The organism is Pseudonocardia ammonioxydans (assembly GCF_900115005.1).
GTDB lineage: Bacteria > Actinomycetota > Actinomycetes > Mycobacteriales > Pseudonocardiaceae > Pseudonocardia > Pseudonocardia ammonioxydans.
The window spans coordinates 100,187-125,485 of sequence record NZ_FOUY01000008.1 but is presented as its reverse complement, the minus strand read 5'-3'; the positions used below and the strand labels follow the sequence as shown (position 1 = coordinate 125,485).

Below are 25,299 nucleotides of genomic sequence, written 5' to 3'. Positions count from 1 at the left end.
GACGCTACCGTCAGTCCAGGGCGCGGCGCAGGAACCCGCGGATGCCCAGCAGCGTGAACAGCACGATCGCCAGCACCGGCACCACGACGCAGACCCACAGCGGCAGATGCGGGACGTCCGGCACCAGCGCGGCGCGCAGCCCCTCGCTCACGTAGGTCAGCGGGTTCAGCGCGGACAGCACCTGGAACCAGCGCAGGTCCTGCAGGGTCAGCCACGGGTACTGCACCGAGCCGGTGAACAGCAGCGGCGTGAAGATCACCGCGAACAGGATGTTGATCCGGCGAGGCGGCACCGCCGTTCCGATCGTCAGGCCCATGGCGGCACCGAGCAGCGAACCGAGCACGACCATCGCGAACGCGGGCAGCAGCCCGTCGGCGGGCCAGTGCACGTCGATCATCAGCAGCCCGATCGGCACCATGAGCAGGCTCGCGAGCAGGCCGCGCAGGCCCGCGAACACGATCTTCTCGACCGCCACCGCCCACACCGGCATCGGCGCGAGCAGGCGGTCGTCGATCTCGCGGGTCCAGGACAGCTCGAACACCAGGGGCAGCGTCACGCTCTGCAGCGCGCCGAACATCGCGTTCAGCGCGATCAGGCCGGGCAGCATGATCTCCCCGTAGCCCTCGGCCACGAACCCGCCGCGGCCGAGGACGACGACGAACACGAGCAGGAAGAAGAACGGCTGCACCAGCGTCTGGGCGAGGAACGAGGGCAGCTCCCTGCCCGTGACGTAGACGTCGCGGCGCAGCACCGCCAGGAACGCGCGCCCGCTCACCGGTCCATCCTCCTCATCGCAGGTCCCTCCCGGTCAGGTCGATGAAGACGTCCTCGAGCGTCGACTCCCCCAGCGACACGTCGCGCACCCCGGCGCCGTGTCGCCCGAGCAGGTCGACGACCGGGGCGAGCAGCGTCGAGGGTTCGCAGGTCACCGAGAGACGGAACGCCTCGGTGCCCGGCTGCGCGCGCCCCGGCGGTGTCTCGACCCGGGCGACGCCGTCCAGCCCGGCCAGCGCGACGCGCAGTGGCTCGACGCCACCGGGGCCGGGCTCGGCGACGACCTCGACGGTCGCGCTGCCGGGCAGGGCGCGGACCAGCTTGTCCGGGGTGTCGAGGGCCAGCAGCGTCCCGTGGTCGACGATGCCGATCCGGTCGGAGAGCTTGTGTGCCTCGTCCATGTCGTGCGTGGTGAGCACGACCGTGATCCCCTCGTCGCGCAGCGAGCGGATCTGGTCGTGCACGAACAGCCGTGCCTGCGGATCGAGCCCGGTGGAGGGCTCGTCGAGGAAGAGCACCTCGGGCCGGTGCATCAACGCCCGAGCGATCATGACCCGCTGCGCCTGCCCGCCGGAGAGGTCGTCGGCGATCGCCTTCGCCTTGTCGGACAACCCCATCCGTTCCAGCAGGGTGTCGGCGCGGCGGTTGCGCTCGGCCCGGCCCACCCCGTGGTACGCGGCGTGGAAGACCAGGTTGTCCCGGACGCCGAGCGAGCGGTCCAGGTTCTGGCGCTGCGGGACGACGGCGAGGCGCGCGCAGACGGCGACGGCGTCGGCCCGGACGTCCAGGCCCGCCACCCGCGCGACGCCGGACGTCGGCACCACGCGCGTGGTCAGGACCCCCACCGTGGTCGTCTTGCCCGCGCCGTTCGGGCCGAGCAGGCCGAACACCTCACCCGTCTCGACCTCGAACGACACCCCGTCGACGGCGTTGCTCTTCGCCTTCGGGTAGCGCTTCACCAGGTCGACGACCTCCACCGCGGCCTTCGCCATCGGTCCCCCTCACCACGGTCCGTCCCGGTGATCCTGCTCCAGTGCGGCGATCACCGCGATCAGATACTCGCGGATCGGCTCGACGTGCCCGGTCGCGGGTTCCGGGAGCCGGGGCCCGTGGGCGGCCGGCCGGGCCGCGTGCAGCCGGTCCCGGCCGGCGTCGGTGATCCGTACGCGGCGGACGCGGCGGTCGCCGTCGTCGGTGACCCGGGCGGCGAGTCCGGCCCCCTCCAGCGTGTCCAGCACCGGGGTGAGGGTGGCCGGTCCGATCCGTACCCGGGCGGCCAGCTCGCGCTGGACGAGGCCGTCGGTGCGGGCGAGGGCGTCGAGGACGGCGACCGCCGTCAGCGGCAACCCGTGCCGCGCCGCACGCCGGCGACGTGCGGCCTGCACCGCGGCCCCGGCCCGGACGAGCAGCCCGGCCGTGGTCTCCGGTGGGTCCGCACCGGCGGGCGGCCCGGGGACCAGGCGGGGCGGGCTGAGCAGCGGGTCCGGGCCGGGCGACGGTGCGGGTGGCGGTACGGGTGGCGCCGGGACCGGTCGGCGCGACGGCGACCGGGCGGCCGGGTGGGACGGCATACCGGTCCGAGGCCGTGCGGGGTCGGGCATCGCGGGAGCGTAGGGCGGCGCCGTCGCACGACGGGCGGGATCACGGCACCGGCTGGTGCGGGAGCAAACGGTGCGGGCGCAGACGGTGCCGGGCCGGACGTGTCGGGCCGCGCCGGGCCGGACAGGCCAGGACGGACCGTGCCGAGCCGGATCGTCCTGACTCGAACGGTGCCGGCCCGGACGGTACGGGCCGGGACGGTGCGTGCACGGATCCCGTGCGCAGACCCCGCGAGCGGGCCTCCGCACCGCACGCTCGGCAGGTGACCTCGACCAGCATCCCGCTCACCACGCCCCCGGCCCCCGCTCCGGGCACGGAGCACGCCGACCGGGCGCCGAGCGCCGGGTTCGGGACGGGAGGCGAGGCGGAGACCGTCCTCGTCGCCCACACGATCGACGACGTACCGGTCGAGCTCCCGCCGGGCCTGGTCGTCGTCCTGCCCGGGGGTTTCCGGATGCGGTCACTCGACTCACCGGCACCCCCGCCGGACCCACGCGTGCCACTCGCCGAGGTCGCACCCCCGCAGGTCGTCCCGCCCGACGCCGCACGGACCCGTGCCCGCGCGGCCGAGCTGACCCGGCTGGTGATCGAGGTCCTGGCAGGCCGGCGGCCTCCCGCCCAGCTCGGCGAACTCACCACACCCCGGGTGCTGCGCTACCTCACCGCGATGCGGACCGGCACCGCCGCCCGCCCGGCCCTGGCGCGTGCCGGGCACGGCGGTCGTGCGGGCGCACCCGGCTGCGGCGGCCCGGTCGGCGGCCGGGCGGGCCGGGTCCATGTCGGGCTCCCGCACGCGGATGCCGCCGAGGTGTGCGTGACCGTCCCGGTCGCGGGCCGGCCACGGGCGCTCGTCCTGCGCCTGGACCGGGCGGCGGGTGACGCTCCGTGGGTCGTCACCGCCGCCCGCCTGCTCTGAGCGCGCGGGCCGCGGCCTCGGCGTCAGCGGCGCCGGCGGTTCGCCTTCTCGGCACGACGGCGCTCGGCCCGGTTGACCCCGCCGGCGGCGCCGTCACCGTTCGGGGCGCCATGCTGGGAGCCCCCGCCCTGGGGAGCTTGGCCCTGCGGAGCCCGGCCCTGGGGCGCACCGGGGTGCGGCGGCCGGCCCCCACCGCGCGGCGCGGCACCGCGCGGGGCGGCCGGGTACCGGCCGGTCCGCCCGGTACCGGGAACGGGATTGCCGTCCTCACCACGACGGGCGACGCCGCCGTCCTCCCCCGGCCCGCTGTACTGCAGGTTCTGCGGCGGGGAGGTGCGGAACAGGTTCGGCAGCACCACGGTGCTCTCGCTCGGGTCCTCGGCCGGGACCCGCCGGATGACCGGGATCTCGGTGGTCTCCGGCTCCTCCTCCTGGACCGGGGCGGCCGGCTGCTGCACCTGCACGACGACGTTGAACAGGTGCCCGATCGTCTCCTCCTTGATGCCCTCGAGCATCGCGGAGAACATGTCGAAACCCTCGCGCTGGTACTCGATCACCGGGTCGCGCTGGGCCATGGCCCGCAGCCCGATGCCCTCCTTGAGGTAGTCCATCTCGTAGAGGTGCTCGCGCCACTTGCGGTCGATGACCTGCATGAGGACCTGGCGCTCGAGCTCGCGCATCCCGCCCTGGGGCCCGATCAGCGCGTCGATCTCGGCCTCGCGCCGGGAGTAGGCCTGCTCGGCGTCGTCGAGGATCGCCTTCTCCAGCTCGTCGGCGGAGAGGTCGTCGAGGTCCTCGGCGACGGTCTTCCAGTCGAGCGAGACCGGGTAGAGGCCACGCAGCGCGGTCCAGAGCTTCTCGAGGTCCCAGTCCTCGGAGTAGCCCTCGGACGTCGCCCCGGTCACGTAGGCGTGGACGACGTCCTCGAGCATGTTGCGGGTCTGCCGCTGCACGTCCTCGCCGTCGAGCACCCGGCGGCGCTCGTCGTAGACGACCTTGCGCTGCTGGTTGAGGACCTCGTCGTACTTGAGGACGTTCTTACGGATCTCGAAGTTCTGCTGCTCGACCTGGGTCTGCGCGCTCCGGATGGCGCGGGTGACCATCTTGGCCTCGATCGGCACGTCGTCCGGCAGGTTGAACCGGTTCATGATCGACTCGACGACGTGGCCGTTGAACCGGCGCATGAGCTCGTCGCCGAGCGACAGGTAGAAGCGGGACTCGCCCGGGTCGCCCTGACGCCCGGACCGGCCGCGCAGCTGGTCGTCGATCCGGCGGGACTCGTGCCGCTCGGTACCGAGCACGTAGAGCCCGCCGGCGCTGCGGACCTCGTCGGCCTCGGCCTTGACCTGCTTGCGCATGCGGTCGAGGACCGCGTCCCAGGCCGCCTCGTACTGCTCGCGGGTCTCGACCGGGTCGAGCCCCTGGCTGCGCAGCTCCAGGTCGCCGAGGAACTCGGGGTTGCCCCCGAGCATGATGTCGGTACCGCGGCCGGCCATGTTGGTCGCGACCGTGACGGCGCCGGCGTGCCCGGCCTGCGCGATGATCGCCGCCTCACGGGCGTGGTTCTTCGCGTTCAGCACCTCGTGCGGCACCCCGCGCTTGAGCAGCAGCTTGGCGAGGTGCTCGGACTTCTCGACGCTGGTCGTACCGATCAGGACGGGCTGGCCGGCCTGGTGCTTCTCGGCGATGTCGTCGGCGACCGCCTCGAACTTCGCCTGCTCGGTCTTGTAGATCAGGTCCGCCTGGTCGGCACGGACCATCGGCCGGTTCGTCGGGATCGGGACGACCGACATCTTGTAGATCTCGTGGAGCTCGGCGGCCTCGGTCTGGGCCGTACCGGTCATGCCGGCGAGCTTGTCGTAGAGCCGGAAGAAGTTCTGCAGGGTGATCGTCGCCAGAGTCTGGTTCTCCGGCTTGATCTCGACGCCTTCCTTGGCCTCGATCGCCTGGTGCATGCCCTCGTTGTAGCGACGCCCGGCCAGCACGCGGCCGGTGAACTCGTCGACGATCAGGACCTCACCGCTGTTGACGATGTAGTCCTTGTCCTTCTTGAACAGCTCCTTGGCCTTGACCGCGTTGTTGAGGTAGCCGACCAGCGGGGTGTTCGCGGACTCGTAGAGGTTGTCGATGCCGAGCTGGTCCTCGATCAGCGCGACACCCTCCTCGGTGATGCCGACGGTGCGCTTGCGCTCGTCGACCTCGTAGTGGATGTCGCGGGACAGCATCGGCGCGAGACGGGCGAACTCCTGGTACCAGCGACCGCTCTGCTCGGCCGGACCGGAGATGATCAACGGCGTGCGGGCCTCGTCGATGAGGATCGAGTCCGCCTCGTCGACGATGGCGAAGTTGTGCCCGCGCTGGACCATGTCGGCGGCGTTCCACGCCATGTTGTCGCGCAGGTAGTCGAAGCCGAACTCGTTGTTCGTGCCGTAGGTGACGTCGCGCGCGTACTGCTCGCGGCGCTGGACCGGGGTCATCTCGGCCACGATCACGCCGACGGTCAGGCCCAGCCAGCGGTGGATGCGACCCATCGTCTCGGAGTCGCGCTGGGCCAGGTAGTCGTTCGTGGTGACGACGTGGACGCCCTTGCCCTCCAGAGCGTTGAGGTAGACCGCGAGGGTCGAGGTCAGCGTCTTGCCCTCACCGGTCTTCATCTCGGCCACGTTGCCCATGTGCAGGGCACCGGCACCCATCAGCTGCACGGTGAAGGGGCGCTGGCCCAGGGTCCGCTGCGCCGCCTCGCGGACGGTCGCGAACGCCTCCGGGAGGACCGAGTCCAGGGACTCGCCGCCGGCGAGCCGCTCGCGGAACTCGTCGGTCTTGGCGCGCAGCTGGGCGTCGGAGAGGCCCTCGAATTCCGGCTCCAGGCCGTCGATGTGCGCGGCGATCTTTCCGAGCCGCTTCACCAGCTTGCTCTCGCCGGCCCGGAGGAGTCGACTCAGGAGGGGCACTGCCGACCTCATTCACGTCGCGGTCAGGACACGGGACGGGCGTCACTCACCGACGGAGGTCACACCGGCCCGCCGCCATGGTACGGGCTCCATACGGCCGCTCCCGCGCCGCTTCGGCGACGGCCGTCCGGCGGTGACGCGACGCACCGCCGTGGCACCGCCGGACGCGGGTGCACCACCGTGGACGGCAGTGCACCCGCGCCGGACGGTCACCCGCCGAGCCGGATCACCCCGTAGTCGTATCCGTGACGGCGGTAGACGACCGACGGCCGCCCGGTGTCACTGCAGGAGAACAGATAGAAATCGTGTCCGACGAGCTCCATCCGGGACAGCGCCTCGTCCACCGTCATCGGGGCGGCGGCGTGCGTCTTCTCACGCACGATCCGCCCGGGCACGTACTCGGCCTCCCACTGTTCCTCGAGCTCGGCGAGCTCGGCATCGGGCAGGGACTCGTCGTGCGAACGCGGTTCGGGGATGGTGTCGGTGACCGGTGGTGCCTGCTCCATCAGGGCGACGGCCGACGCGTCGGCGGCGAGCCGGGACGCGTGCACGCGGTCCCGGCGACTGGGCTTGCGGCGGTCGTGGGAGCGGCGGAGCCGCTCGGCCAGCTTGCCGACGGCCATGTCCAGTGCGGCGTAGAAGTCGGCGGCCGAGGCCTCGGCCCGGGCGACGGCACCGCAGCCGCCGCGTCCGGTGATCTCCACACGCTGGCAGGACTTCTGCTGTCGGCGGTTCGGCTCGTGGAAGAGCTCCACCTCCATCCCGACGATCTTGTGGTCGTGGCGCTCCAGGCGGACGAGCTTCTCCTCGACCAGACCACGGAAGTGGTCGGGCACCTCGACGTTCCGGCCGGTGACGACGATCTCCACTCGGACATCCCTCGCTTCAGTCGTGCTGAACCCGGGACTCCACGACGGCCCCGGGGGGTGGGCTATCGGTCGCTCCTCCTGATGTGGTAACGGTCGGAGTTCACCGGACGTTATCGGTAAATCCGCTTGCTCGACAGGTCGTTCGCCGACCCGGTCGAGGGACGTCCGCGCGCATCCCGCAACCCCCGGCGACCGTGCTCTGGCGCACATGAGTGACACCGGGCCGCCACTTCCGGCGCTCACCGGGGGAACACCGGTCCGCCCGGTCCACACCGGAGAGACGGGCGCCCCGCCTCTCCGGCGTGGACCGGACAGACGGATCCGGATAAATGTGTCGCCGGTCACACACGAGTCCCCGTCGTGGCATCGGCGAGCAGCACCGACCCCACCGGGCGGAGCCCCAGCCGGAACAGCGCCTCCCGGCACGCACGCAGCGTCGCGCCGGTGGTCACCACGTCGTCGACCAGCAGCACCACCCCACGCCCGGCCACCGCGTCCGTACCCGGCGGGGCCGACCTGCCCGGGACTGCGGGGCCGGAGCGGCGGCCGGGCCGGGAACGGCCCGGGCCCGGCACGACGGGCCGCAGGGACGCCGCCAGGTTCTCGGCCCGACCGGCGGCGTCCAGCCCGACCGAGTCCCGCGCCCGCCGGTCCAGGGCGAGGACCGGCAGGGTGGCGGCCGGGAGTCCGGCCGCCGCGAGCCGCCGCTCCAGCGCCCGGCACAGCCGCAGCACGTGGTCGCCGCCGCGCGCCCGGGCAGCGGACGGGCGGGAGGGCGCGGGCACCAGCCGGACACCCACGGGGTCCGCGTCCGGTGGACGCCCGCCCGGCAGGACCCCGGCCACGGCCGGCACGAGCAGGGCCGCGAGATCGGGGGCGAGGTCGCGCCGCCCACGTTCCTTGTAGGCCAGTACCGCGCGGCGCAGCGGCCCGCGGTACCGGCCGGCCACGACGACCCGGCCCGCACCCGGGACACCGACCGCGAACGGGCCCGCGGTGTCCTCGGCACAGGCCGGGCACCAGCCGCCGCTGCCCGGCGGTCCGGCGCCGCACCCGCCACAGGTCCGCGGCAGCAACAGGTCCAGCAGCGCCGCGAGCGGGGCCGGGCCCCGGGACGGGGTGCCGGGGGGCGGGCTGCTGCGGGACAGGGGACCCCGGAAGAGCGGGCGGCGGATCGGGATGTCACAGGGCGGTGCCATGCGGGCAGGATGCCGCCCGGGTGCCGGTCGTCCCGCCCGTCCGGCCCCGCGGCGGCCGAGTTGTCCACAAGTGCGAGATCCATCCACAGGGCCGTGATTCCCGCCGCCGCCCGCCGCCCGGCGCGCCACGCTGGGACGACCGGCCGGGTGGGCCGGTCACCGGTTCCCGTGGCCCGGCGACCGGGTCAGCCCGGGTAGAACGGCCGCGCGGCGGTACTGGACCCCACGGTCTGCCGCCACGCGTCCAGGTCGCCGCCCGAGTAGCTCCAGAGCCCGGTGCGGTCGGACACGTAGATCGGCCGGCCGGGAGCGGCGGCCACCGCACGCAACGGGGAGGTGAGGTTCGTGCCGGGAACGTGGTCCAGGGTGAGCCCGTCGACCGATACCAGCGCGACCGGGCGCTCGGAGTCCGCGGCCACCACGAGCTGTTCGTTGGAACGCCAGTCGACGGCGACGACGTCCTCCAGCTCGCCGGGCCGCAGCTCGCGCAGCTCGCCGATCGCGACCCGGCCGTCCGGGCCGGGGACGACCGGTCCGACGAGGGCCCGGCCACCGGCGGCCACGGCGATCCGGCCGCCCTCACGGGAGAACGCCACATCGGCGATCTCGCCGTGGCGGTCGAGCCGGCTGGTGTCCACCGGCGCCTCGACCGGCGGACCGTCGGCGGGGGCGGCGACCCGGTGCAGCCGTCCGTCGGCGACCGCCCAGATCTCGTCCCCGGCCGCGTTCCAGCTCAGCGCGGTCACCACGGCGCCGGAGACCGGGGTCGCGGTGAGCCGTCCGTCGGCCGGGCCGGTCAGCAGCCGCTGGGTGCCGCTCTCCTCCCGCGAGACGACCGCGATCCGGTCGTCGCGGGTCGAGGCCGCCGCGTCGACGACGTCGAAGGAGCCGTTGCCCGCCTGGCCGGCCACCGGGGTGGCCTGGCCGTTCTCGGCGAGCCGGCGGACCCGGCCGCCGTCGACCACGAGCGGGTGGGCCGGGAGCCGCTCCGGGGTCCCGACCAGGTCGGCGAAGTCGTCGCGGGTGACCTCCGGCCGGTCGGCCAGCAGCGGTTCGCCGTCCGACAGCAGCCGGACGCGGTGCACGCTGACCTCGGCCAGGGTCAGGCTGACCTGGGCGGCGAGCAGTCGCCGGTCCCGGTCGGAGAGCCCGGAGACCCCGGCCAGATCGACGACCACCGCGCCGTCCGCGGACTCGCTGACCGCCGAGCGCAGGCGCGCGGTGGCCGGGAACAGCGTCACCGCCGCTCCCGTCAGCCCGGACGAGGGCCCGTGCAGCAGCACCTCGGTCGCGCGGGCGGCGAGCTCGCTCGGCCGGGTACTGGGGATGTAATGGGTGTCCGACATCAGCATGCCGCGCGTCGGGTCGACGAACCAGGCACGCAGCGAGCGGTAGCTGGCCCGGAAGTCCGACAGCCGGACCATCGCCCCGGGCGGGAGGTGCTCGATCCGCCAGTGGTCGCCCTGCCGCACGACACCGATGTCGACCTCGACCGGTCGCGGGTCGGTCTCGAACGCGCCGGCCGGGCTGACCGTGCCGATCCGGGTGCCCCGCATCCGCACCACCGCGCGCTCCGGCCCGGCATCGGCGCTGTCGGGGGCGAAGACGGTGTCGAACCGTTCGGACAGCACGGTCAGCGAGGCACCGTCGTCCCACTCGGACGCGGTGGCTGCGAGGTATCGGCGGGCCGCCGCGTGCCGGTCGTCCGGCCGGCCGGAGGCGTAGACGAACCCGCGGACCAGACCGAGCGGGTCGCCGTCCTCGATCGGTCCGTCGGGCACGGCCGCGCCGTTGTCCCGGGTCTGGCGCAGGACCTGCACCGACGAGTGCTCGGGCACGGTCGCGCAGCCGGCCAGCACCGCCAGGCACACGAGCAGACCGAGCGACGCGACCCGGCGGACGCGCCCGGCCCCGGTCGCGCCGGCGGCCGCGGACCGGCGGAGGGGACGGGCCCTCACCGGTCGCCGCCCGGGTCGGTGATGGCGCGCTCGGCGGGCTGGACGGGGGCGGCCGAGGTGTCGCGGGCCTGCCAGGCGTCGTCCTCGCGGGCGCGCCTGTCCTCCCCGCGGGTGTCGTCGCGGCGGGTCGCGATCCCCCATGGCGGGGTGGGGACCGAGCTGCCGGGCCTGCCCTCGTGGCGGGCGTCCTCGTCGTCCTCCCCGGTGGCCGGGCCGAGCGGCAGCGGCGAGGTGGAGATGTGCCCGCCGACCTGCCGCGGCAGCGTCAGCCGGAAGGCGGTCCCCTTGCCCGGCTCGCCCCAGGCCTGCAGCCAGCCGCCGTGCAGCCGGGCGTCCTCGATGCTGATCGACAGCCCGAGCCCGGTGCCGCCGCTGCGCCGGGCCCGGGACTCCTCGGCCCGCCAGAACCGGTTGAACACCAGGTCGGCCTCGCCGGGACGGAGCCCGACACCGTGATCGCGGACCACCACGGCCACCGACGCGGGGTCGCCTGCCATCGTCACCTCCACCGGGTGCCCCTCCCCGTGGTCGATCGCGTTCGCCACCAGGTTCCGCACGATCCGCTCCACCCGGCGCGGGTCGGCCTCGACCTGCTCGCCGGCGGGCAGCTCGAGCACGAGCTCGGTGCCGGCGTCGGCGGCCAGCCCGCGGACCGTGTCCACCGCGTGCCGCACGACCGCCGACAGGTCGACCCGCTCGGCACCCAGCTCGGCGACCCCCGCGTCCAGCCGGGAGATCTCCAGCAGGTCGGCGAGCAGGGTCTCGAACCGGTCCAGCTCGGTGACCAGCAGCTCGGAGCTGCGGCGCAGGGCGGGCAGCAGCTCGTCCCGGGAGGCGTAGAGCACGTCGGCCGCCATCCGGACCGTGGTCAGCGGCGTGCGGAGCTCGTGGCTGACGTCCGAGGTGAACCGCCGCTGCAGCGCGCCGAACTCCTCGAGCTGCGCGATCTGCGCGGCGAGGCTGCCGGCCATCTCGTTGTACGACTCGGCGAGCCGGGCCACCTCGTCCTCGCCGCGGACGGCCATCCGTTCGTCGAGATGACCGCCCGCGAAGCGTTCCGCCACGTCGGCGGCCTGCCGGATCGGCCGCACCACCTGCCTCGTCACCATGCTCGCGATCGCGGCGATGAGCACCAGCAGCACGAGCCCGCCGACGATCAGGGTGCTCTGCACCAGGTTCAGGGTCAGCCGCTCGCCCTCCAGCGGGAACAGCAGATAGAACTGCAGATCCCGGCCCGCCGTGGAGACCGGCTGCCCGATCACCAGCGTGGGGACGCCCTCGACGGTCGTGTACTGCCGGCTCACCCCGCCCTCGGCGACGGTGGCGCGCTGCTCGGCGGTGACCTGCCCGACGTCCCCGGAGGTGATCTCCGGACCGTTGCCGGAGCCGGTCGTGATCGCCGCCCGGAACTCGCCGGCCGTCGCGCTGCCGGGGCCGGAGTCGCCGGTGTTGGTGAGCCGCTGCAGCGCCGCGTCGAGGGTCTCCTGGGCACCCTCCCGGTCCGGGTCGACCCCGGAGAGCTCCCCCTCGAGCAGCACCCGGTTGGCGTCGGCCTGCACCAGCGCCCCGTTGAGCTTGCTCTGCAGCAGCCGCTCGGCGATCTCGCTCTGCAGCACCAGCCCCAGCACGAGCACGACCGCCGTCGACAGCGCGAGCGTCGACACCACGACCCGCAGCTGCAGCGACCGCCGCCACGACGCCGCGACCAGGGCACCGAGCTCGTGTGCCTGCGCGCGCAGCGGGGCGAGCGCGCGGGCGAGCCGGCGCATCCCCGGCAGCCGGGCGAGGCGACGGCGCAGCCCGAGCCGTCTCACCGCACCCTCACGGGGGCCCGGCCTTGTACCCCACCCCGCGGACGGTCAGGACGACCTCGGGGCGCTCCGGGTCGCGCTCCACCTTGGACCGCAGTCGCTGCACGTGCACGTTCACCAGACGGGTGTCGGCAGCGTGCCGGTAGCCCCAGACCTGCTCGAGCAGGACCTCACGGGTGAACACCTGGCGCGGCTTGCGGGCGAGCGCGACGAGCAGGTCGAACTCGAGCGGGGTGAGCGCGATCGGCTTGCCCTCCCGGGTCACCTGGTGTGCCGGCACGTCGATGTCGATCTCGCCGATCGAGAGCTGCTCGGCGGGCTCGGACTCGTTGCGCCGCACCCGGGCACGGATGCGGGCGACGAGTTCCTTGGGCTTGAACGGTTTGACGACGTAGTCGTCCGCACCCGACTCCAGTCCCAGGACCACGTCGACGGTGTCGCTCTTCGCGGTGAGCATGACGATCGGGACCCCGGACTCGGCACGGATCGCCCGGCACACGTCGATGCCGTTCATCCCGGGCAGCATCAGGTCGAGCAGGATCACGTCCGGCTGGGTGTCCCGCACGGCGGGCAGTGCCCGGGTGCCGTCGGAGACGACCGCGGTCTCGAACCCCTCGCCCCGCAGCACGATGGTGAGCATCTCGGCCAGGGCCGGGTCGTCGTCGACCACCAGCACGCGCGACTTCATACGGCCCAATATCCCACCCGCCTCCCGGCGCCCGAGCGGGGAGGGCGGCTCAGGCGGGCGTCGGCTGCTCCGCGGGGCCGGACCGGGCGCGCTCCGCAGCCCGCGCACGGAGCTCACGCTTGAGCACCTTCCCGGTCGGTGTGGCCGGCAACGCGTCGGTGAACTCGACGGTCCGGGGTGTCTTGTACCCGGCGAGCCGTCCGCGGACGTGCTCGCGGATCTCCTGCGCCGTCGCTCCGGTCGCCGGGACGCCGTCACGGAGCACGACCACCGCGTGCACCCGCTCGCCCCACGTCTCGTCCGGGAGCCCGACGACCGCGCAGGTGGCGACGTCCGGGTGGGTCGCCACCGCGTTCTCGACCTCGGTCGAGTACACGTTCTCCCCACCCGTGACGATCATGTCTTTGAGCCGGTCGAGAACCTCGACGTAGCCCTCGTCGTCCATCCGGCCGACGTCGCCGGTGTGCATCCACCCGTCGCGCAGCGCGGCCGCGGTCTCCTCCGGGCGCTGCCAGTAGCCGAGCATCACGTGCCCGCCCCGGCACACGATCTCCCCCGTCCGCCCGCGCGGCACCTCCGCACCGGACTCGTCGACGATCGCGACCTCGGCGTGCGGCGCCGCGCGGCCACCGGTCCGCAGCAGGTGTGTCCGGCCCGGGTCGTCGTGCTCGGCACAGCCGAGGACCGTCGCGACCGGCGCCAGCTCGGTCTGGCCGTAGGCCTGCAGGAACTGCGCCGACGGCAGCGCCCTGCGGGCCCGCTCCAGCACCGCCTGGGCGATCGGGGACCCGCCGTAGATCACCCGGCGCAGGCCGGAGAGGTCGTACCCGGCGAGATCGGGGTGGTCGGCGAGAGCCTGGATCATGATCGGGATCAGGACCGTGTGCGTGGCCCCGTGGGTCGCGACGGCCTCCATCACCGGGACCGGCGCGAACGACGGGACCGTCACGTGCGTGCCGCCGACCAGCATCGCGCCGATCGACCCGGCCAGGTCGGCGAGGTGGAACATCGGCGCCACGTGCAGGTAGCGGGGCGTCCCGCCCGCGTCGAAGATCCCGCACGCGGCCAGGCCGTAGGCCGAGACCAGCAGGTTCGCGTGGCTGAGCATGACGCCCTTCGGGAACCCGGTGGTGCCGCCGGTGTACCAGAGCCCGGCCAGGTCGTCGCCGCCGCGGCGCCGGTCCTCCACGACCGGCCCGGCGCCGGCCAGCTCCTCCCAGCCCGCCTCCACGCCGGCCGGATACTCCCCCGGCACACCCGCGCCGGACGGCTCCGCCCGCTCCGCACCCGCGCGGGTCGGCTCACCCCGCCCGGTACCCACGCCCGTCGGCTCGCCCCGCCCGGTACCCACGCCCGTCGGCTCGCCCCGCCCGAGACCCACGCCCGTCGGCTCGCCCCGCCCGAGACCCACGCCCGTCGGCTCGCCCCGCCCGGTACCCACCCCGGTCGACTCGCCCCATCCCGTCCCCGCCCCGTCGCCCGCGTACACCACGGTCCGCAGCCCTGACCGGCGCAGCTCCGGGACCAGGGACACGAAGGCGTCATCGACGACGAGCACGGTCGTGCCGGAGTCCTCCAGCGAGAACCCGATCTCGGCGGCCGCCCACCGCACGTTCACCGGGTTCACGACCGCACCCGCCCACCAGGTGGCGAGGTAGTACTCGAGAAACCGGTCGGAGTTCAGGCCGAGGTAGGCGACCCGGTCCCCCTCGGCGACACCGAGCGTCCGGAGCCCGCCGGCGAGCCGCGCGACGCGGTCCGCGGTCTCGGCGAAGGTGCGCGTCCGACCGGCGCAGATCGTCGCCGGCCGGTCCGGGTGCTGCTGGACGGAACGGTGCAGACCCTGGGTCAGGTACATGCCGGAAGTGTGATGCACCACACACGCGTCCGGTGCCGCCGGTGGACCTACCCCACTGTGACGAGGAGCTGCTCCACCAGGCCGAGCACCGGGTCCGGCCCGCTCCCGTCCGGCCCGCTCCCGTCCAACACAGTCCAGTCACTGAGCCAGCCGAGGCCGGCCAGCTCCCGGTACACGGCGTCGGTGCGGGCCTGCAGGTCGTCGTCGCTCTCGTAGGCGTCCCGGGCACGACCCGGCTCGGCGGCCTCCCGGGACAGCGCCCGCTCCGCGGCGACGGAGCGGGGCGGGGCGAGCAGGATCTGGTGGTCGGGCACCGGGAGGCCGAACCGCTCGATCTCCAGCGCACGGACCCACCCCACGACCTCACCGTGGGCGTCCTGCCCGAGCCGGGCGGCGTTGTAGGCGGCGTTCGAGGTGACGTAGCGGTCCACGAGCACCACGTCGTGCGCGGCCAGCGCCTCGCGCAGCGCGGGCGCGGCCGCCCGCCGGTCCAGCGCGAACAGCACCGCCATCGCGTGCACCGACGACGCGACGTCACCCAGCCGCCCGTAGAGGGCGTCACGCGCGAGGTCGGCGTGCACGTCCTCGTCGTAGCGCGGGAAGGCCATCGCCGTCACCGACGCCCCCGCCGCACGGAGGGCGGCCGTCAGCCGCCCGGCGAAGGTGCGCTTCCCCGCCCCGTCCAGGCCCTCGATGACCACCAGCCGTCCCACGGCCGCAGCCTAGTGTCCGGCCCTCGGACACGGCCCGGCCGGATACGCCGGTGTCAGCCGACGTGGGCGCCGAGGGACCGGACCAGCGGCCAGGTCGTCGCGAAACCTGGGTGCAGGTCCAGCCGGTCGAGATGGTCGCTGCGCACCCAGCGCAGCTCCGTGCTCTCCGCACCGCGCACCTCGATCGGCGGCGGCGTGGCCACGCCCTCCCACGCCGCCCGCACGACCACGGTCGTGTAGGTCCAGCCGCCGTGGTCGTCCACGTACTCGTCGAGCGGCACGACCGGGCCGGTGTCGAGCGTGCTCTCCTCCGCCGCCTCGCGCAGCGCCGTCTCCCCGGCGGACTCGCCGCGGTCCCGGGCACCGCCGGGGATGCCCCAGGTCCCGCCGTGGTGGCTCCAGGCCGCACGGTGCTGCAGCAGGATCCGGTCCACACCGATCGGGTCGCCGGCCGCGCGGAAACGCACGAGCAGCCCGGCCGCCCCGAACCGTCCCCAGTGCTTGTGACCCTGCACGCAGTGCGCCCAGCCGTCACCGGACCCGATCTCGATCATCGTCACGACGCTACCCCGGGAAACGCCGACGGCGCGGCGGCCGGATGGGCCACCGCGCCGTCGGGACGGACAGGAGCTACCAGACAGGAGCTACCAGATCAGTACCGGTAGTGCTCCGGCTTGTACGGCCCCTCGACGTCCACGCCGATGTACTCGGCCTGGTCCTTGCTGAGCTTGGTGAGCTCGCCACCCAGCGCCAGCACGTGCACCTTGGCGACCTTCTCGTCCAGGTGCTTCGGAAGCCGGTAGACCTCCTTGTCGTACTCCTCGTGCTTGGTGAACAGCTCGATCTGCGCGATCGTCTGGTTCGCGAAGGAGTTCGACATCACGAACGACGGGTGACCGGTCGCGTTGCCGAGGTTCATCAGCCGGCCCTCGGAGAGCACCAGGATCGAGTGCCCGTCCGGGAAGATCCACTCGTCGACCTGCGGCTTGATGTTGATCTTGTTGATGCCCTTGATGCGGCCCAGGCCGGCCATGTCGATCTCGTTGTCGAAGTGACCGACGTTGCACAGGATCGCCTGGTGCTTCATCTTCTGCATCAGGTCGGTGGTGATGATGTCCTTGTTGCCGGTCGTGGTCACGACGACGTCGGCGGTGTGGATGACGTCCTCGATCTTCGCGACCTGGTAGCCCTCGAGCATCGCCTGCAGGGCGCAGATCGGGTCGATCTCGGAGACGATGACGCGGGCACCCTGGCCGGCCAGCGCCTCGGCGCAGCCCTTGCCCACGTCGCCGTAGCCGGCCACGACGCCGACCTTGCCGCCGATCAGCACGTCGGTGGCGCGGTTCAGGCCGTCCAGCAGCGAGTGCCGGATGCCGTACTTGTTGTCGAACTTCGACTTGGTGACCGAGTCGTTGACGTTGATCGCCGGGAACAGCAGCTTGCCCTGCTCGGCCAGCTGGTACAGGCGGTTGACGCCGGTGGTGGTCTCCTCGGTGACACCGCGGATGTCGGAGTTGATCGTCGTCCAGCGCTTCGGGTCCTCGGCGAGGCTGCGGCGCAGCGTGGCGAGCACGACGCGCTCCTCGTCGGCGACGGTCTCGTCGTCGTCGGCCACCGTCGGCACGACGCCGGCCTCCTCGAACTCGACGCCCTTGTGCACGAGCAGGGTGGCGTCACCGCCGTCGTCGAGGATCATGTTCGGGCCGACGATGTTGCCCTGCTCGTCGCGGAACTTGAACAGCTGCTCGGTGCACCACCAGTACTCCTCGAGCGTCTCGCCCTTCCAGGCGAACACCGGGACACCCTGCGGGTTCTCGGCGGTGCCGTTCGGGCCGACCACGGTCGCGGCGGCCGCGTAGTCCTGGGTGGAGAAGATGTTGCAGGACACCCAGCGCACCTGCGCGCCCAGGCTGACCAGGGTCTCGATGAGGACCGCGGTCTGCGTGGTCATGTGCAGCGACCCGGCGATCCGGGCGCCCGCCAGCGGCTTGGCCTCGGCGTACTCCCGGCGAAGGTCGATCAGGCCCGGCATCTCGTTCTCGGCCAGCCGGATGTCCTTGCGGCCGTACTCGTGCTCGCCGATGTCGGCGATCGCGAAGTCCAGTCCGTTGACGTTCTGCAGCTTGGCGTGACCGGTGTTCTCGGATGCGGTCATGGGGTGGGTGCGCCTCCTCGGGCGGTCGGGTGGGACTCGTCCGTACGGCCGGGCTGACCGGACAGGGACCTCGGGCGGGAAAGGACTCCTGACGAGGTCGGAACGGCTCCGCGACGGAACAACGGGCCCTCCCTCCTCGTACGGAGACAGGCGCCCTTTCTCGTCCGTGCCAGGCCGGGACCGAGCGTGGCGGGCCGTCGTCGCCCGCTGCAGCGCCTCTCGGCTCCCGGCTGCTATCGCCGTTCCATCGTTGCCACGGCCGCGGCGGGTGTCAACCGGGGGTGATCATCGCGGCAGGCGCTCGGCGAGCAGCGCACGGGCGGCCTCCTCGCGGCCGTGCGCTGCGAGCAGCCCGGCCGGTGCCAGCACGGATTCGCTGTCCACCCGGACGTCCACCTGCGCGAGCGCGGCCAGCAGCACCGGGTCCCGGCGCACCGTCTCGGCGACCGCGGCGAGCCCGGCCGGGTCCCGCTGCCGGAACACCCCGCCGGTCAGGACCACGAGACCGATATCACCGCCGCGGCGGGGGCCGGGCACCCCGCCACCCGCCTCCGGAACGGGCCGGGCCCCGGCAACCCGGGCGCTCCCACCCGCCGCCGCGCCCGCGTTGCCCGGCTCGCCGGCAGGGCCCGTGGGGCCGGCCCCGGGATCGTGCGGGTCGCCCGGCGCGATCCACCCCGGCATCCCGCCCGGTGCGGCCTCCTCGATCCGGCCGGTGTGGCGCAGGTGCCGGCGCAGGGCCACCACGGCCGCGATCGCGGCGAGCCGCCGGTCCTCGGCGGCCGCGCCCCGGTCGGCGGGGACGGCCGGGGCGGCGCCCCGGGAGGCCGCCTCCAGCGCCCCGACGGCCGGGGCGAGCAGGTCGGCCTCGACCGGGTCGACCAGACCCTCGGTCTGGGCCTCGACCAGGACGCTGCCCGCGGCGTCGCGGACGCCGAGGTCACCCTCGACGGTCATGACGGTCGCCCCGTCCTCCGACCGCGCGCCGTCCGACCGTGCGGCGTCCGGCCGTACGCCGCCCGGACGCGGGGCACCCGGCGGCACGGCCGAGTGCACGTCCGTCGTCGCCGATCCCACGTCCACCACCAGCACGCCCGCTCCGGTCGCCCGGGCCAGCACCGCCGCCCCGCCGGCCACCGCGACCGGGGTGCGGGTGCGGGCCATCACGCCGAACCGGCCGGAGTCGCCGGGCCCGCCGAGGGCGTGCCGGGCGTAGATCTCGGCGACCGCCTCCCGCGCCGGGCCGGGCACGAGCTCCCCGGGCCGGGGCGTCACGTTCGGGCACGCGGTCACGGTGCGCCCGCCGGAGCGGAGCAGTTCCAGCGCGTCGTCGCGGGCCGCGTCGGGCACCGCGAGCAGCACCGGCCACCGCCCGCGGACCCCGGCCAGGCGCCCGGCGTTGTGCAGCAGGACCTCGGGGTCGTCGCCGTCGGCGCCCCCGAGCAGCAGGACGACGCCGGGCTGCTGCCCGGTCAGCTCCCGGATCCCGTCCTCGGCCAGCGGGCCGGTGTGCACGCCGACCACGCGGGCACCCGCCGAGCGGCACACCCGGTGCGCGGCCTCGGTCGCGGTGAGCCGCTCCGCCCCCACCACCGCCAGCCGCAGCGGGCCGCCCGCCGACGAACAGGCCAGCACCTCCGGGGCCGGCCCGCCCGCATGCCGCCCGACCGAGGCCGCCGCCGCGGCGACCGCGGCGTCGACCCCTTCGAGCACGTCGGGGGTCGTCGGGTGTTCGGCGAACCCCGCAGGGGTGCCGTCCGGCTGCACCAGCACGGCCTTCGTCCAGTAGGAGCCGACGTCCAGGCAGACCGCCGCGGCGTCCGGACCTCCCGGGGAACCGGTCATGGATCGCGAGCGTAGTGCGGCCGGGCCGGCACAGGGAGTGTCCGCGACATGCGGCGGGGGCGGCCGGTGCACCCGGCCGCCCCCGCCCCGTCGTGCCGTGCTCAGGTCAGGCCGACTCCCCGGTCGCCACCCGGCTGTGCGTGCGGCCGTAGAAGTAGTAGACGACGGTGCCCAGGATCATCCAGGCGATGAACCGGAGCCAGGTGCCCGCCGGCAGGAAGAGCGCCACCCCGAAGCACAGGATCGCCGACACGATCGGCAGCACCGGCATGAACGGCACCTTGAAGGTGCGCGGCAGGTCCGGACGGGTGCGACGGAGCACGATCACACCGATCGAGACCAGCACGAACGCGGCCAGCGTGCCGATGTTCACCAGGTTGGCGAGCTCGGTCAGCTCGAGGAAGCCGCTCAGCCCGGCGGCCACCACACCGGTGATGATCGTCAGCTTGTACGGCGTGCGGAACTTCTTGTGCACCTTGCCCAGCGTCGGGGGCAGCAGGTGGTCGCGGCTCATGGCGAACGCCACCCGGGTCTGGCCGAGCATCAGCGTCATGATCACGACGGTGAGGCCGATCAGGATGCCCAGCGAGATGATGAACTCCGCCGCCGGGATGCCGGTCGCCGCCATCGCGGCGGCCGCGGGCGCCTCCACCGCAAGCTGGTCGTACGGCAGGATGCCGGTGTAGATCAGCGACACGATGATGTAGAGCACGGTCGCGATCGCCAGCGAGGCGATGATCCCGATCGGCATGGTGCGCTGCGGGTTCTTCACCTCCTCCGAGAGCGTCGCGACGATGTCGAACCCGAGGTAGGCGAAGAACACGATCGCCGCACCGGTGAACACGCCGGTCAGCCCGAAGCCGGTGTCGATCCCGAAGATCTGCAGCAGCAGCGGCATGCCGGCGTCGGTGTTGTAGTCGGCGGGCGCCGACGGCGGGATGAACGGCGTCCAGTTGGCGCCGCTGACGTAGAACGCGCCGATCAGGACGATGCCGGCGACGATGACCAGCTTCAGCGTGGTGATCGAGGCGTTCACCCAGGCACTGAGCCGGATACCGATGATCAGCACGACCATCATCAGCAGCGACACGAACACCGCGGGCAGGTCGAGCACGCCGCCGCTGCCGGGGCCGCCGGAGATCGCCTCCGGGACCTCGAGCCCGAGCCCGCCCATCACGCTGTCGAAGTAGCCGCTCCACCCCTTGGCCACGGTCGCGGCGCCGAGGGTGAACTCCAGGATCAGGTCCCAGCCGATCATCCAGGCGATGAACTCGCCCATCGAGGCGTAGGAGAACGTGTAGGCGCTGCCCGCGACCGGCACCGTCGAGGCGAACTCGGCGTAGCAGAGCGCCGCCAGCGCGCACACGACGCCGCTGATGAGGAACGACAGCGAGACCGCCGGACCCGAGTACAGCGCGGCGGCCTCACCCGCCAGTACGAACACGCCCGTACCGATCAGCACACCGATCCCCATGACCGTGAGCTGGACCGGCCCGAGGGCCTTCCTGAGCTGGAACTCCGGTTCCTCGGTGTCCCTGATCGCCTGTTCGACCGTCTTGGTGCGGAACATGCCGCCACCACGGTTCGTGACCGTCATGAGCGGGGAAGGTACGGCGGCGTTGCGGGCTGCGTCACGTATCCCAACCGACATTTAAGGTCACGATGAGATTGCGCCGGGACACGCACGACGCCACCCGAACGGACCACGGGTGCCGGAGGGCTCAGAGCGCGTCGCCCGCCAGGAAGACCGTGGCGCCGTCGTCGCCGGTGGTGAGCACTGCTCCGGCGTCGGCGTCGGCCAGGAACACCGACGCGCCCCGGGGGAGATCCAGCGTGCTGCCCCGCGCCTCCACCGCGGCGTCCCCCGCGGTGCACAGCAGTATCCGGGCACCGCTGCCGGGCACGTCCAGCTTGTCCCGGCCCTCGGTGTCGGCGCGGCGCAGCAGGAACTCCTCCACCGGCACGTCGTAGCGCTGCCAGCCGTCGGCACCCGGCTCGGTCGCCGCCCGGCGGACCGGGGGCGGCGGCGCCGCGAAGTCCAGCACCCGCAGCAGCTCGGGGACGTCGACGTGCTTCGGGGTCAGCCCACCGCGCAGCACGTTGTCCGAGTTCGCCATCAGCTCGATCCCGGCCCCGGACAGGTAGGCGTGCAGGTTCCCGGCCGGAAGGTAGAGCGCCTCGCCCGGGCGCAGCGTGGTCCGGTTGAGCAGCAGCGCGGCGAGCACCCCGGCGTCGTCGGGGTAGCGCTCGGACAGGTCGAGGGCCATCTTCGCCTCGCCGGTCCACTCGTCCGCGCCGCTCTCCAGCAGCCGGATCGCGCCCTCCTGCAGGGCCGGGATCAGCCCGTCCAGCACCGACTGCGGCAGCGTGATCCAGGTCGTGAACAGGGCGCGCAGCCCGTCCGGGCAGGGCTGCCCGGCGAGCAGCTCGGTGTAGGCCGCCAGCTCCGGCACGTCCAGCGCCCGGAGCAGCTCGACGGTGCGGCCCGGCTCGCGGAACCCGACCAGCGCGACGAGGTCGGTCAACGCGCAGATCAGCTCGGGCTTGTGGTTGGCGTCGCGGTAGTTGCGGTCCGGGGCGTCCACCGCGATCCCGGCCGCGTTCTCCCGCGCCCAGCCCTCCCGCGCCTGCTCCAGGCTCGGGTGCGCCTGCAGCGACAGCGGTTCCTCGGCCGCCAGGACCTTCAGCAGGAACGGCAGCCGGCCCTCCCAGCGGTCGCGGCCGGCACCGAGCGCGCCGGCCGGGTCGTCGGCGATGAGCTCGTCCAGCGCGCGTGGCTCGCCGGCGGTCCGCACCGTCGAGGGCGCCGCGGGGTGCGCGCCCAGCCACATCTCCGCCTGCGGGTGCGGTGACGGAACGGGTTCGCCGAGCAGGTCGGCGATCACCGTCCGCGACCCCCAGGCGTAGGTCCGGATCGGGTTCTCCAGCAGTTCCACGGGACTCCCGGTGTCAGGTGCGCGGGGTATCAGGCGGTGAGCGAGGCGCGGGTGGCCAGGCCCAGGTACACGGCGGCGATGTCGGCACGCAACGCGAGCAGGCCGGCACGCAGCAACGCGGCGTCCCGGGTGCCGCGTGGCACCTCCTCGACGGGGTGCGCGAGGTCCGCGGTCGGCCACTCCCGGCCGAGGATCCGGCGGCTGATCAGCTGCGGGTCCTCCTCACCGGTGCCCAGCAGCACGAGGCGCGGCGGCGGCGCGACGCCGGCCGACCCCGGCCCGTCCGGGTCCTCGAACGGGTCGTGGAAGACGTCGGCCTCGCGGTCGCCCACGTCGACGGCCACCCGCAGCCCGGCGAGCGTGCCCGCCTGGCCGAGTGCGTCGGCGTGCGCGACCACGCCCGCGTGCGTCGCCAGCGCATCCGCCCCGTGCCGGGCGACGGCCGCGGCCGCGGCGTCGACACCCCACAGCAGCGGGGTCCGTTCGGCCAGGCGCAGCGCCAGCGACTTGGCCGGGTTGACGAACGGCTCGTGTCCCGGGTGGTCGCGCTCGGCCTCGGCGTCGAGGGCGTCGGCCAGTGCCTCGAGGTCCGGGGCCGTGCCGATCAGTTCCAGCTCCGAGACCGTGACGAGCGCGACGGCGAGCGCCTGTGCGAAGCCGAGCCCCTCGGGCAGCGGGATCCGCGGCTCGACGAGCCGCGCGCGGCCGGCCCCGGCCTGGGCGACCGGACCGGCGTCCGGGGCGGACAGGACCACCTCGGCGCCGCGGCGCACCGCGACCGCGACCGACTCGGCGAGCTCCGGGTCCGTGCCGTCACCGGTGTGCACGACGACCACGTCCAGCGGACCGATCCAGCCCGGGGCCCGGTCGGTGTGCACCACCGGGACCGGGCAGCGGTCCCCCAGCAGCGCCGTCACCAGGTCGGCCACCGCGCCGGAGACCCCCGGCCGGCGCAGGAACACCAGGGCCCGCGGCCGGTGCCCGCGCAGCCGGTCCAGCCCCGCCTCGGCACACGCGTGCACCGCGGACCGGACCTGGGCACCGGCCGTCGCGGCCGCCCGCAGGACACCGGTGGTGTCGCGCGCGACCAGCGTGTCCGGGTCGGCCAGCAGGGTGTCGTCGAGCACGCCGTTCACCCGTCGTCCCTCGCCGGTCCGGTCCGGGGCAGCGCCTCGTCCAGCAGCAGCACCGGGATCCCGTCGGTGACCGGGAAGGCGCGCGCGCAGACGGAGCAGGTGAGCGCCTCGCCGGTCGGGGTCAGCTGCCCGTGCGCGTCGCACGGGCAGGCCAGGATCTCCAGCAGCTGGGGGTCGAGCTGTACGGCCACGGTTCTCCTTGTCGTGTGGTCCCAGGCGAGTCGTGTGCTCCCGGGGCGAGTCGGGTGGTCCCGGAGGGTCCTGTGCTCCCACGGGCCCCGGGGAGGTGGGCCCGGGAACTCGATGCTGCCACCACGGCCCGGCGCCGCGCGGCATCCGACCGGGTGCCGGACGCGACCGGCACGGTCACCGGGGGTGCGGGCGGGGTCAGCCGCGGACGATCCCGAGCACCTCGTCGACCAGGGCGGCGACCGCCGCGTCGTCACCGGCCTCGACGTTGAGCCGCAGCAGCGGCTCGGTGTTGGACGCCCGCAGGTTGAACCACGAGCCGTCCGGCAGGAAGACCGTGAGGCCGTCGAGCCGGTCGAGCTCCACGCCCTCCCGGGAACCGTAGACGGACTCGATCCGGGCGACGGTCGCGGCCTGGTCGGCGACCGTGGAGTTGATCTCGCCGGACGCGGCGTACCGGTCGTAGCCGGTCATCAGCGCCGACAGCAGCGCCTCCCGGCCGGAGGCGGCGGCCACCGCGCGGTGCTCGCCGAGCGCCGCGAGCAGGTGCAGCGCGGCCAGCATGCCGGAGTCGGCCTTCCAGAAGTCGCGGAAGTAGTAGTGCGCCGAGTGCTCACCGCCGAACACCGCGCCGGTCTCGGCCATCGTCTGCTTGATGAACGAGTGCCCCACCCGGGTGCGGACCGGACGGCCGCCGTGCTCGGCGACCAGCTCGGGGACCGCCCGCGAGGTGATCAGGTTGTGGATGACGGCGACGTCGCGCTCGCCGGCGGCGGCCGCCCGGTTCAGCTCCCGGGTGGCGACCAGGCCGGTGATCGCGCTGGGGCTCACGGCCTCGCCGCGCTCGTCGACGGCGAAGCAGCGGTCGGCGTCGCCGTCGAAGGCCAGGCCCAGGTCGGCCCCCTCCGCGACGACGGCCTTCTGCAGGTCGACCAGGTTAGCCGGGTCGAGCGGGTTCGCCTCGTGGTTCGGGAAGGTGCCGTCGAGCTCGAAGTAGAGCGGCACGACGCGCACGTTGAGCCCGTCGAACACGGTCGGGACGGTGTGCCCGCCCATGCCGTTGCCCGCGTCGACGACGACGGTCAGCTCGGGGCCGCCGTCCAGCGACGACAGGTCGACCAGGCCGCGCAGGTAGCGCGCGTAGCCGGTGAGCATGTCCTCGGTCCGGACCGTGCCGACCGGGCCCTGCGGGAGCGCCGGGCCGGCGGCGAGCAGCCGTGCGGCCTCGTCGCGGATCGTCGCGAGGCCGCTGTCCTGGCCGATCGGCACCGCACCGGCCCGGCACAGCTTGATGCCGTTGTAGGCCGCCGGGTTGTGGCTGGCGGTGAACATCGCGCCCGGCAGGTCCAGCGACCCGGAGGCGAAATAGAGCATGTCGGTACTGGCCAGCCCGATGTCGACGACTTCGAGCCCCTCGCCGGTGGCGCCGGCGGCGAAGGCGGCCGCGAGCGCGGGCGAGCTGTCGCGCATGTCCCGCCCGACGACCACCGCCGTCGGGGACGGTCGGTCGCCCGCGACCAGTCGCGCCATCGCCGCGCCGAGCGCGCGGGCCGTGGCTTCGTCGAGCTGGTCGCCGACGACACCGCGGATGTCGTAGGCCTTCACGATCGCCGAGAGGTCGGGCACGGCGTCTGACCCTAGCGCAGCGGTGTCACCCGTCCGCGCTGGTCTCCGCTGCCGGGCGGCGCGGTGACCGGCCGTG

20 protein-coding genes are annotated in these 25,299 nt (G+C 73.9%); 1 reads left to right on the top strand and 19 read right to left on the bottom strand.

Translation table 11 applies throughout. The features are described 5' to 3' along the window. Window positions 1-10 precede the first annotated feature (10 nt). From BM093_RS10320 to BM093_RS37890, 3 genes are read right to left on the bottom strand one after another with little or no spacing between them, the layout of a single operon-like run. A complete protein-coding gene (locus tag BM093_RS10320) occupies window positions 11-775 on the bottom strand; it encodes an ABC transporter permease (RefSeq protein WP_093340773.1) in 765 nt (254 codons plus the stop codon). A gap of 13 nt (window positions 776-788) precedes the next feature. Next, a complete protein-coding gene (locus BM093_RS10315; protein ID WP_093340771.1) occupies window positions 789-1,766 on the bottom strand; it encodes an ABC transporter ATP-binding protein in 978 nt (325 codons plus the stop codon). A 9-nt stretch (window positions 1,767-1,775) separates the two neighbouring features. Then, entirely contained in the window at window positions 1,776-2,375 is a 600-nt protein-coding gene (locus tag BM093_RS37890; RefSeq protein ID WP_093340769.1) for a MarR family winged helix-turn-helix transcriptional regulator, read from the bottom strand. A 260-nt stretch (window positions 2,376-2,635) separates the two neighbouring features. On the opposite strand from BM093_RS37890, the gene BM093_RS10305 reads away from it, so the two are divergent. Beyond that, window positions 2,636-3,289: an Rv3235 family protein gene (locus BM093_RS10305; RefSeq protein WP_093340767.1), complete on the top strand. Its 654-nt coding sequence runs from the start codon at window positions 2,636-2,638 to the stop codon at window positions 3,287-3,289. 23 nt (window positions 3,290-3,312) lie between these two features. Here the strand turns inward: BM093_RS10305 and secA are convergent, their stop codons facing one another. The 16 genes from secA to BM093_RS10225 form a co-directional block, all read right to left on the bottom strand. Beyond that, window positions 3,313-6,252, bottom strand: a complete 2,940-nt coding sequence (secA, locus tag BM093_RS10300; protein WP_093340765.1) for a preprotein translocase subunit SecA — start codon at window positions 6,250-6,252, stop codon at window positions 3,313-3,315. Between the two features lie 197 nt (window positions 6,253-6,449). Next, window positions 6,450-7,109, bottom strand: a complete 660-nt coding sequence (hpf, locus tag BM093_RS10295) for a ribosome hibernation-promoting factor, HPF/YfiA family (protein ID WP_093340763.1) — start codon at window positions 7,107-7,109, stop codon at window positions 6,450-6,452. A 341-nt stretch (window positions 7,110-7,450) separates the two neighbouring features. Continuing rightward, complete coding sequence (locus tag BM093_RS10290; protein WP_093340761.1) at window positions 7,451-8,308, bottom strand: ComF family protein; 858 nt, start codon at window positions 8,306-8,308, stop codon at window positions 7,451-7,453. A gap of 185 nt (window positions 8,309-8,493) precedes the next feature. Further along, entirely contained in the window at window positions 8,494-10,266 is a 1,773-nt protein-coding gene (locus BM093_RS10285) for an LpqB family beta-propeller domain-containing protein (protein WP_093340759.1), read from the bottom strand. Next, window positions 10,263-12,080: an MtrAB system histidine kinase MtrB gene (mtrB, locus tag BM093_RS10280; RefSeq protein WP_245773438.1), complete on the bottom strand. Its 1,818-nt coding sequence runs from the start codon at window positions 12,078-12,080 to the stop codon at window positions 10,263-10,265. Before mtrB ends, BM093_RS10285 begins: the two co-directional genes overlap by 4 nt. Window positions 12,081-12,087: 7 nt before the next feature. Then, entirely contained in the window at window positions 12,088-12,765 is a 678-nt protein-coding gene (gene mtrA, locus BM093_RS10275) for an MtrAB system response regulator MtrA (protein WP_093340755.1), read from the bottom strand. Between the two features lie 49 nt (window positions 12,766-12,814). Next, entirely contained in the window at window positions 12,815-14,623 is a 1,809-nt protein-coding gene (locus BM093_RS10270; RefSeq protein ID WP_093340753.1) for an AMP-binding protein, read from the bottom strand. 47 nt (window positions 14,624-14,670) lie between these two features. After that, window positions 14,671-15,336 carry a dTMP kinase gene (locus BM093_RS10265; protein ID WP_093340751.1) on the bottom strand — a complete coding sequence of 222 codons (666 nt, stop codon included), beginning with the start codon at window positions 15,334-15,336 and terminating at the stop codon, window positions 14,671-14,673. Between the two features lie 53 nt (window positions 15,337-15,389). Further along, a complete protein-coding gene (locus tag BM093_RS10260) occupies window positions 15,390-15,890 on the bottom strand; it encodes an NUDIX hydrolase (protein WP_093340918.1) in 501 nt (166 codons plus the stop codon). Window positions 15,891-15,988: 98 nt separating this feature from the next. Then, window positions 15,989-17,491 carry an adenosylhomocysteinase gene (ahcY, locus tag BM093_RS10255; RefSeq protein ID WP_093340749.1) on the bottom strand — a complete coding sequence of 501 codons (1,503 nt, stop codon included), beginning with the start codon at window positions 17,489-17,491 and terminating at the stop codon, window positions 15,989-15,991. 285 nt (window positions 17,492-17,776) lie between these two features. Beyond that, window positions 17,777-19,336: a glutamate mutase L gene (locus BM093_RS10250; protein WP_093340747.1), complete on the bottom strand. Its 1,560-nt coding sequence runs from the start codon at window positions 19,334-19,336 to the stop codon at window positions 17,777-17,779. Between the two features lie 106 nt (window positions 19,337-19,442). After that, window positions 19,443-20,933, bottom strand: a complete 1,491-nt coding sequence (locus tag BM093_RS10245; RefSeq protein WP_093340745.1) for an amino acid permease — start codon at window positions 20,931-20,933, stop codon at window positions 19,443-19,445. 124 nt (window positions 20,934-21,057) lie between these two features. After that, window positions 21,058-22,272: a mannose-6-phosphate isomerase, class I gene (gene manA / locus BM093_RS10240; protein ID WP_093340743.1), complete on the bottom strand. Its 1,215-nt coding sequence runs from the start codon at window positions 22,270-22,272 to the stop codon at window positions 21,058-21,060. 29 nt (window positions 22,273-22,301) lie between these two features. Further along, entirely contained in the window at window positions 22,302-23,408 is a 1,107-nt protein-coding gene (locus tag BM093_RS10235) for an SIS domain-containing protein (protein WP_177238376.1), read from the bottom strand. Beyond that, a complete protein-coding gene (locus tag BM093_RS10230; RefSeq protein ID WP_093340741.1) occupies window positions 23,405-23,599 on the bottom strand; it encodes a Trm112 family protein in 195 nt (64 codons plus the stop codon). The genes BM093_RS10235 and BM093_RS10230 overlap by 4 nt, the downstream gene beginning before the upstream one ends. A gap of 196 nt (window positions 23,600-23,795) precedes the next feature. Beyond that, the gene (locus BM093_RS10225; protein WP_093340739.1) at window positions 23,796-25,223 is read right to left on the bottom strand and encodes a phosphomannomutase/phosphoglucomutase; all 1,428 of its coding nucleotides are present in this window, start codon (window positions 25,221-25,223) and stop codon (window positions 23,796-23,798) included. Window positions 25,224-25,299 lie beyond the last annotated feature (76 nt).

Bases quoted from the DNA above. Each gene is read 5' to 3' on its own strand.
- BM093_RS10250 (WP_093340747.1), bottom strand. From the start codon at position 19,336: ATGACCGGTTCCCCGGGAGGTCCGGACGCCGCGGCGGTCTGCCTGGAC.
- BM093_RS10315 (WP_093340771.1), bottom strand. From the start codon at position 1,766: ATGGCGAAGGCCGCGGTGGAGGTCGTCGACCTGGTGAAGCGCTACCCG.
- BM093_RS10290 (WP_093340761.1), bottom strand. From the start codon at position 8,308: ATGGCACCGCCCTGTGACATCCCGATCCGCCGCCCGCTCTTCCGGGGT.
- secA (WP_093340765.1), bottom strand. From the start codon at position 6,252: ATGAGGTCGGCAGTGCCCCTCCTGAGTCGACTCCTCCGGGCCGGCGAG.
- ahcY (WP_093340749.1), bottom strand. From the start codon at position 17,491: ATGACCGCATCCGAGAACACCGGTCACGCCAAGCTGCAGAACGTCAAC.
- BM093_RS10245 (WP_093340745.1), bottom strand. From the start codon at position 20,933: ATGACGGTCACGAACCGTGGTGGCGGCATGTTCCGCACCAAGACGGTC.
- BM093_RS37890 (WP_093340769.1), bottom strand. From the start codon at position 2,375: ATGCCCGACCCCGCACGGCCTCGGACCGGTATGCCGTCCCACCCGGCC.
- BM093_RS10260 (WP_093340918.1), bottom strand. From the start codon at position 15,890: ATGATCGAGATCGGGTCCGGTGACGGCTGGGCGCACTGCGTGCAGGGT.
- mtrA (WP_093340755.1), bottom strand. From the start codon at position 12,765: ATGAAGTCGCGCGTGCTGGTGGTCGACGACGACCCGGCCCTGGCCGAG.
- BM093_RS10270 (WP_093340753.1), bottom strand. From the start codon at position 14,623: ATGTACCTGACCCAGGGTCTGCACCGTTCCGTCCAGCAGCACCCGGAC.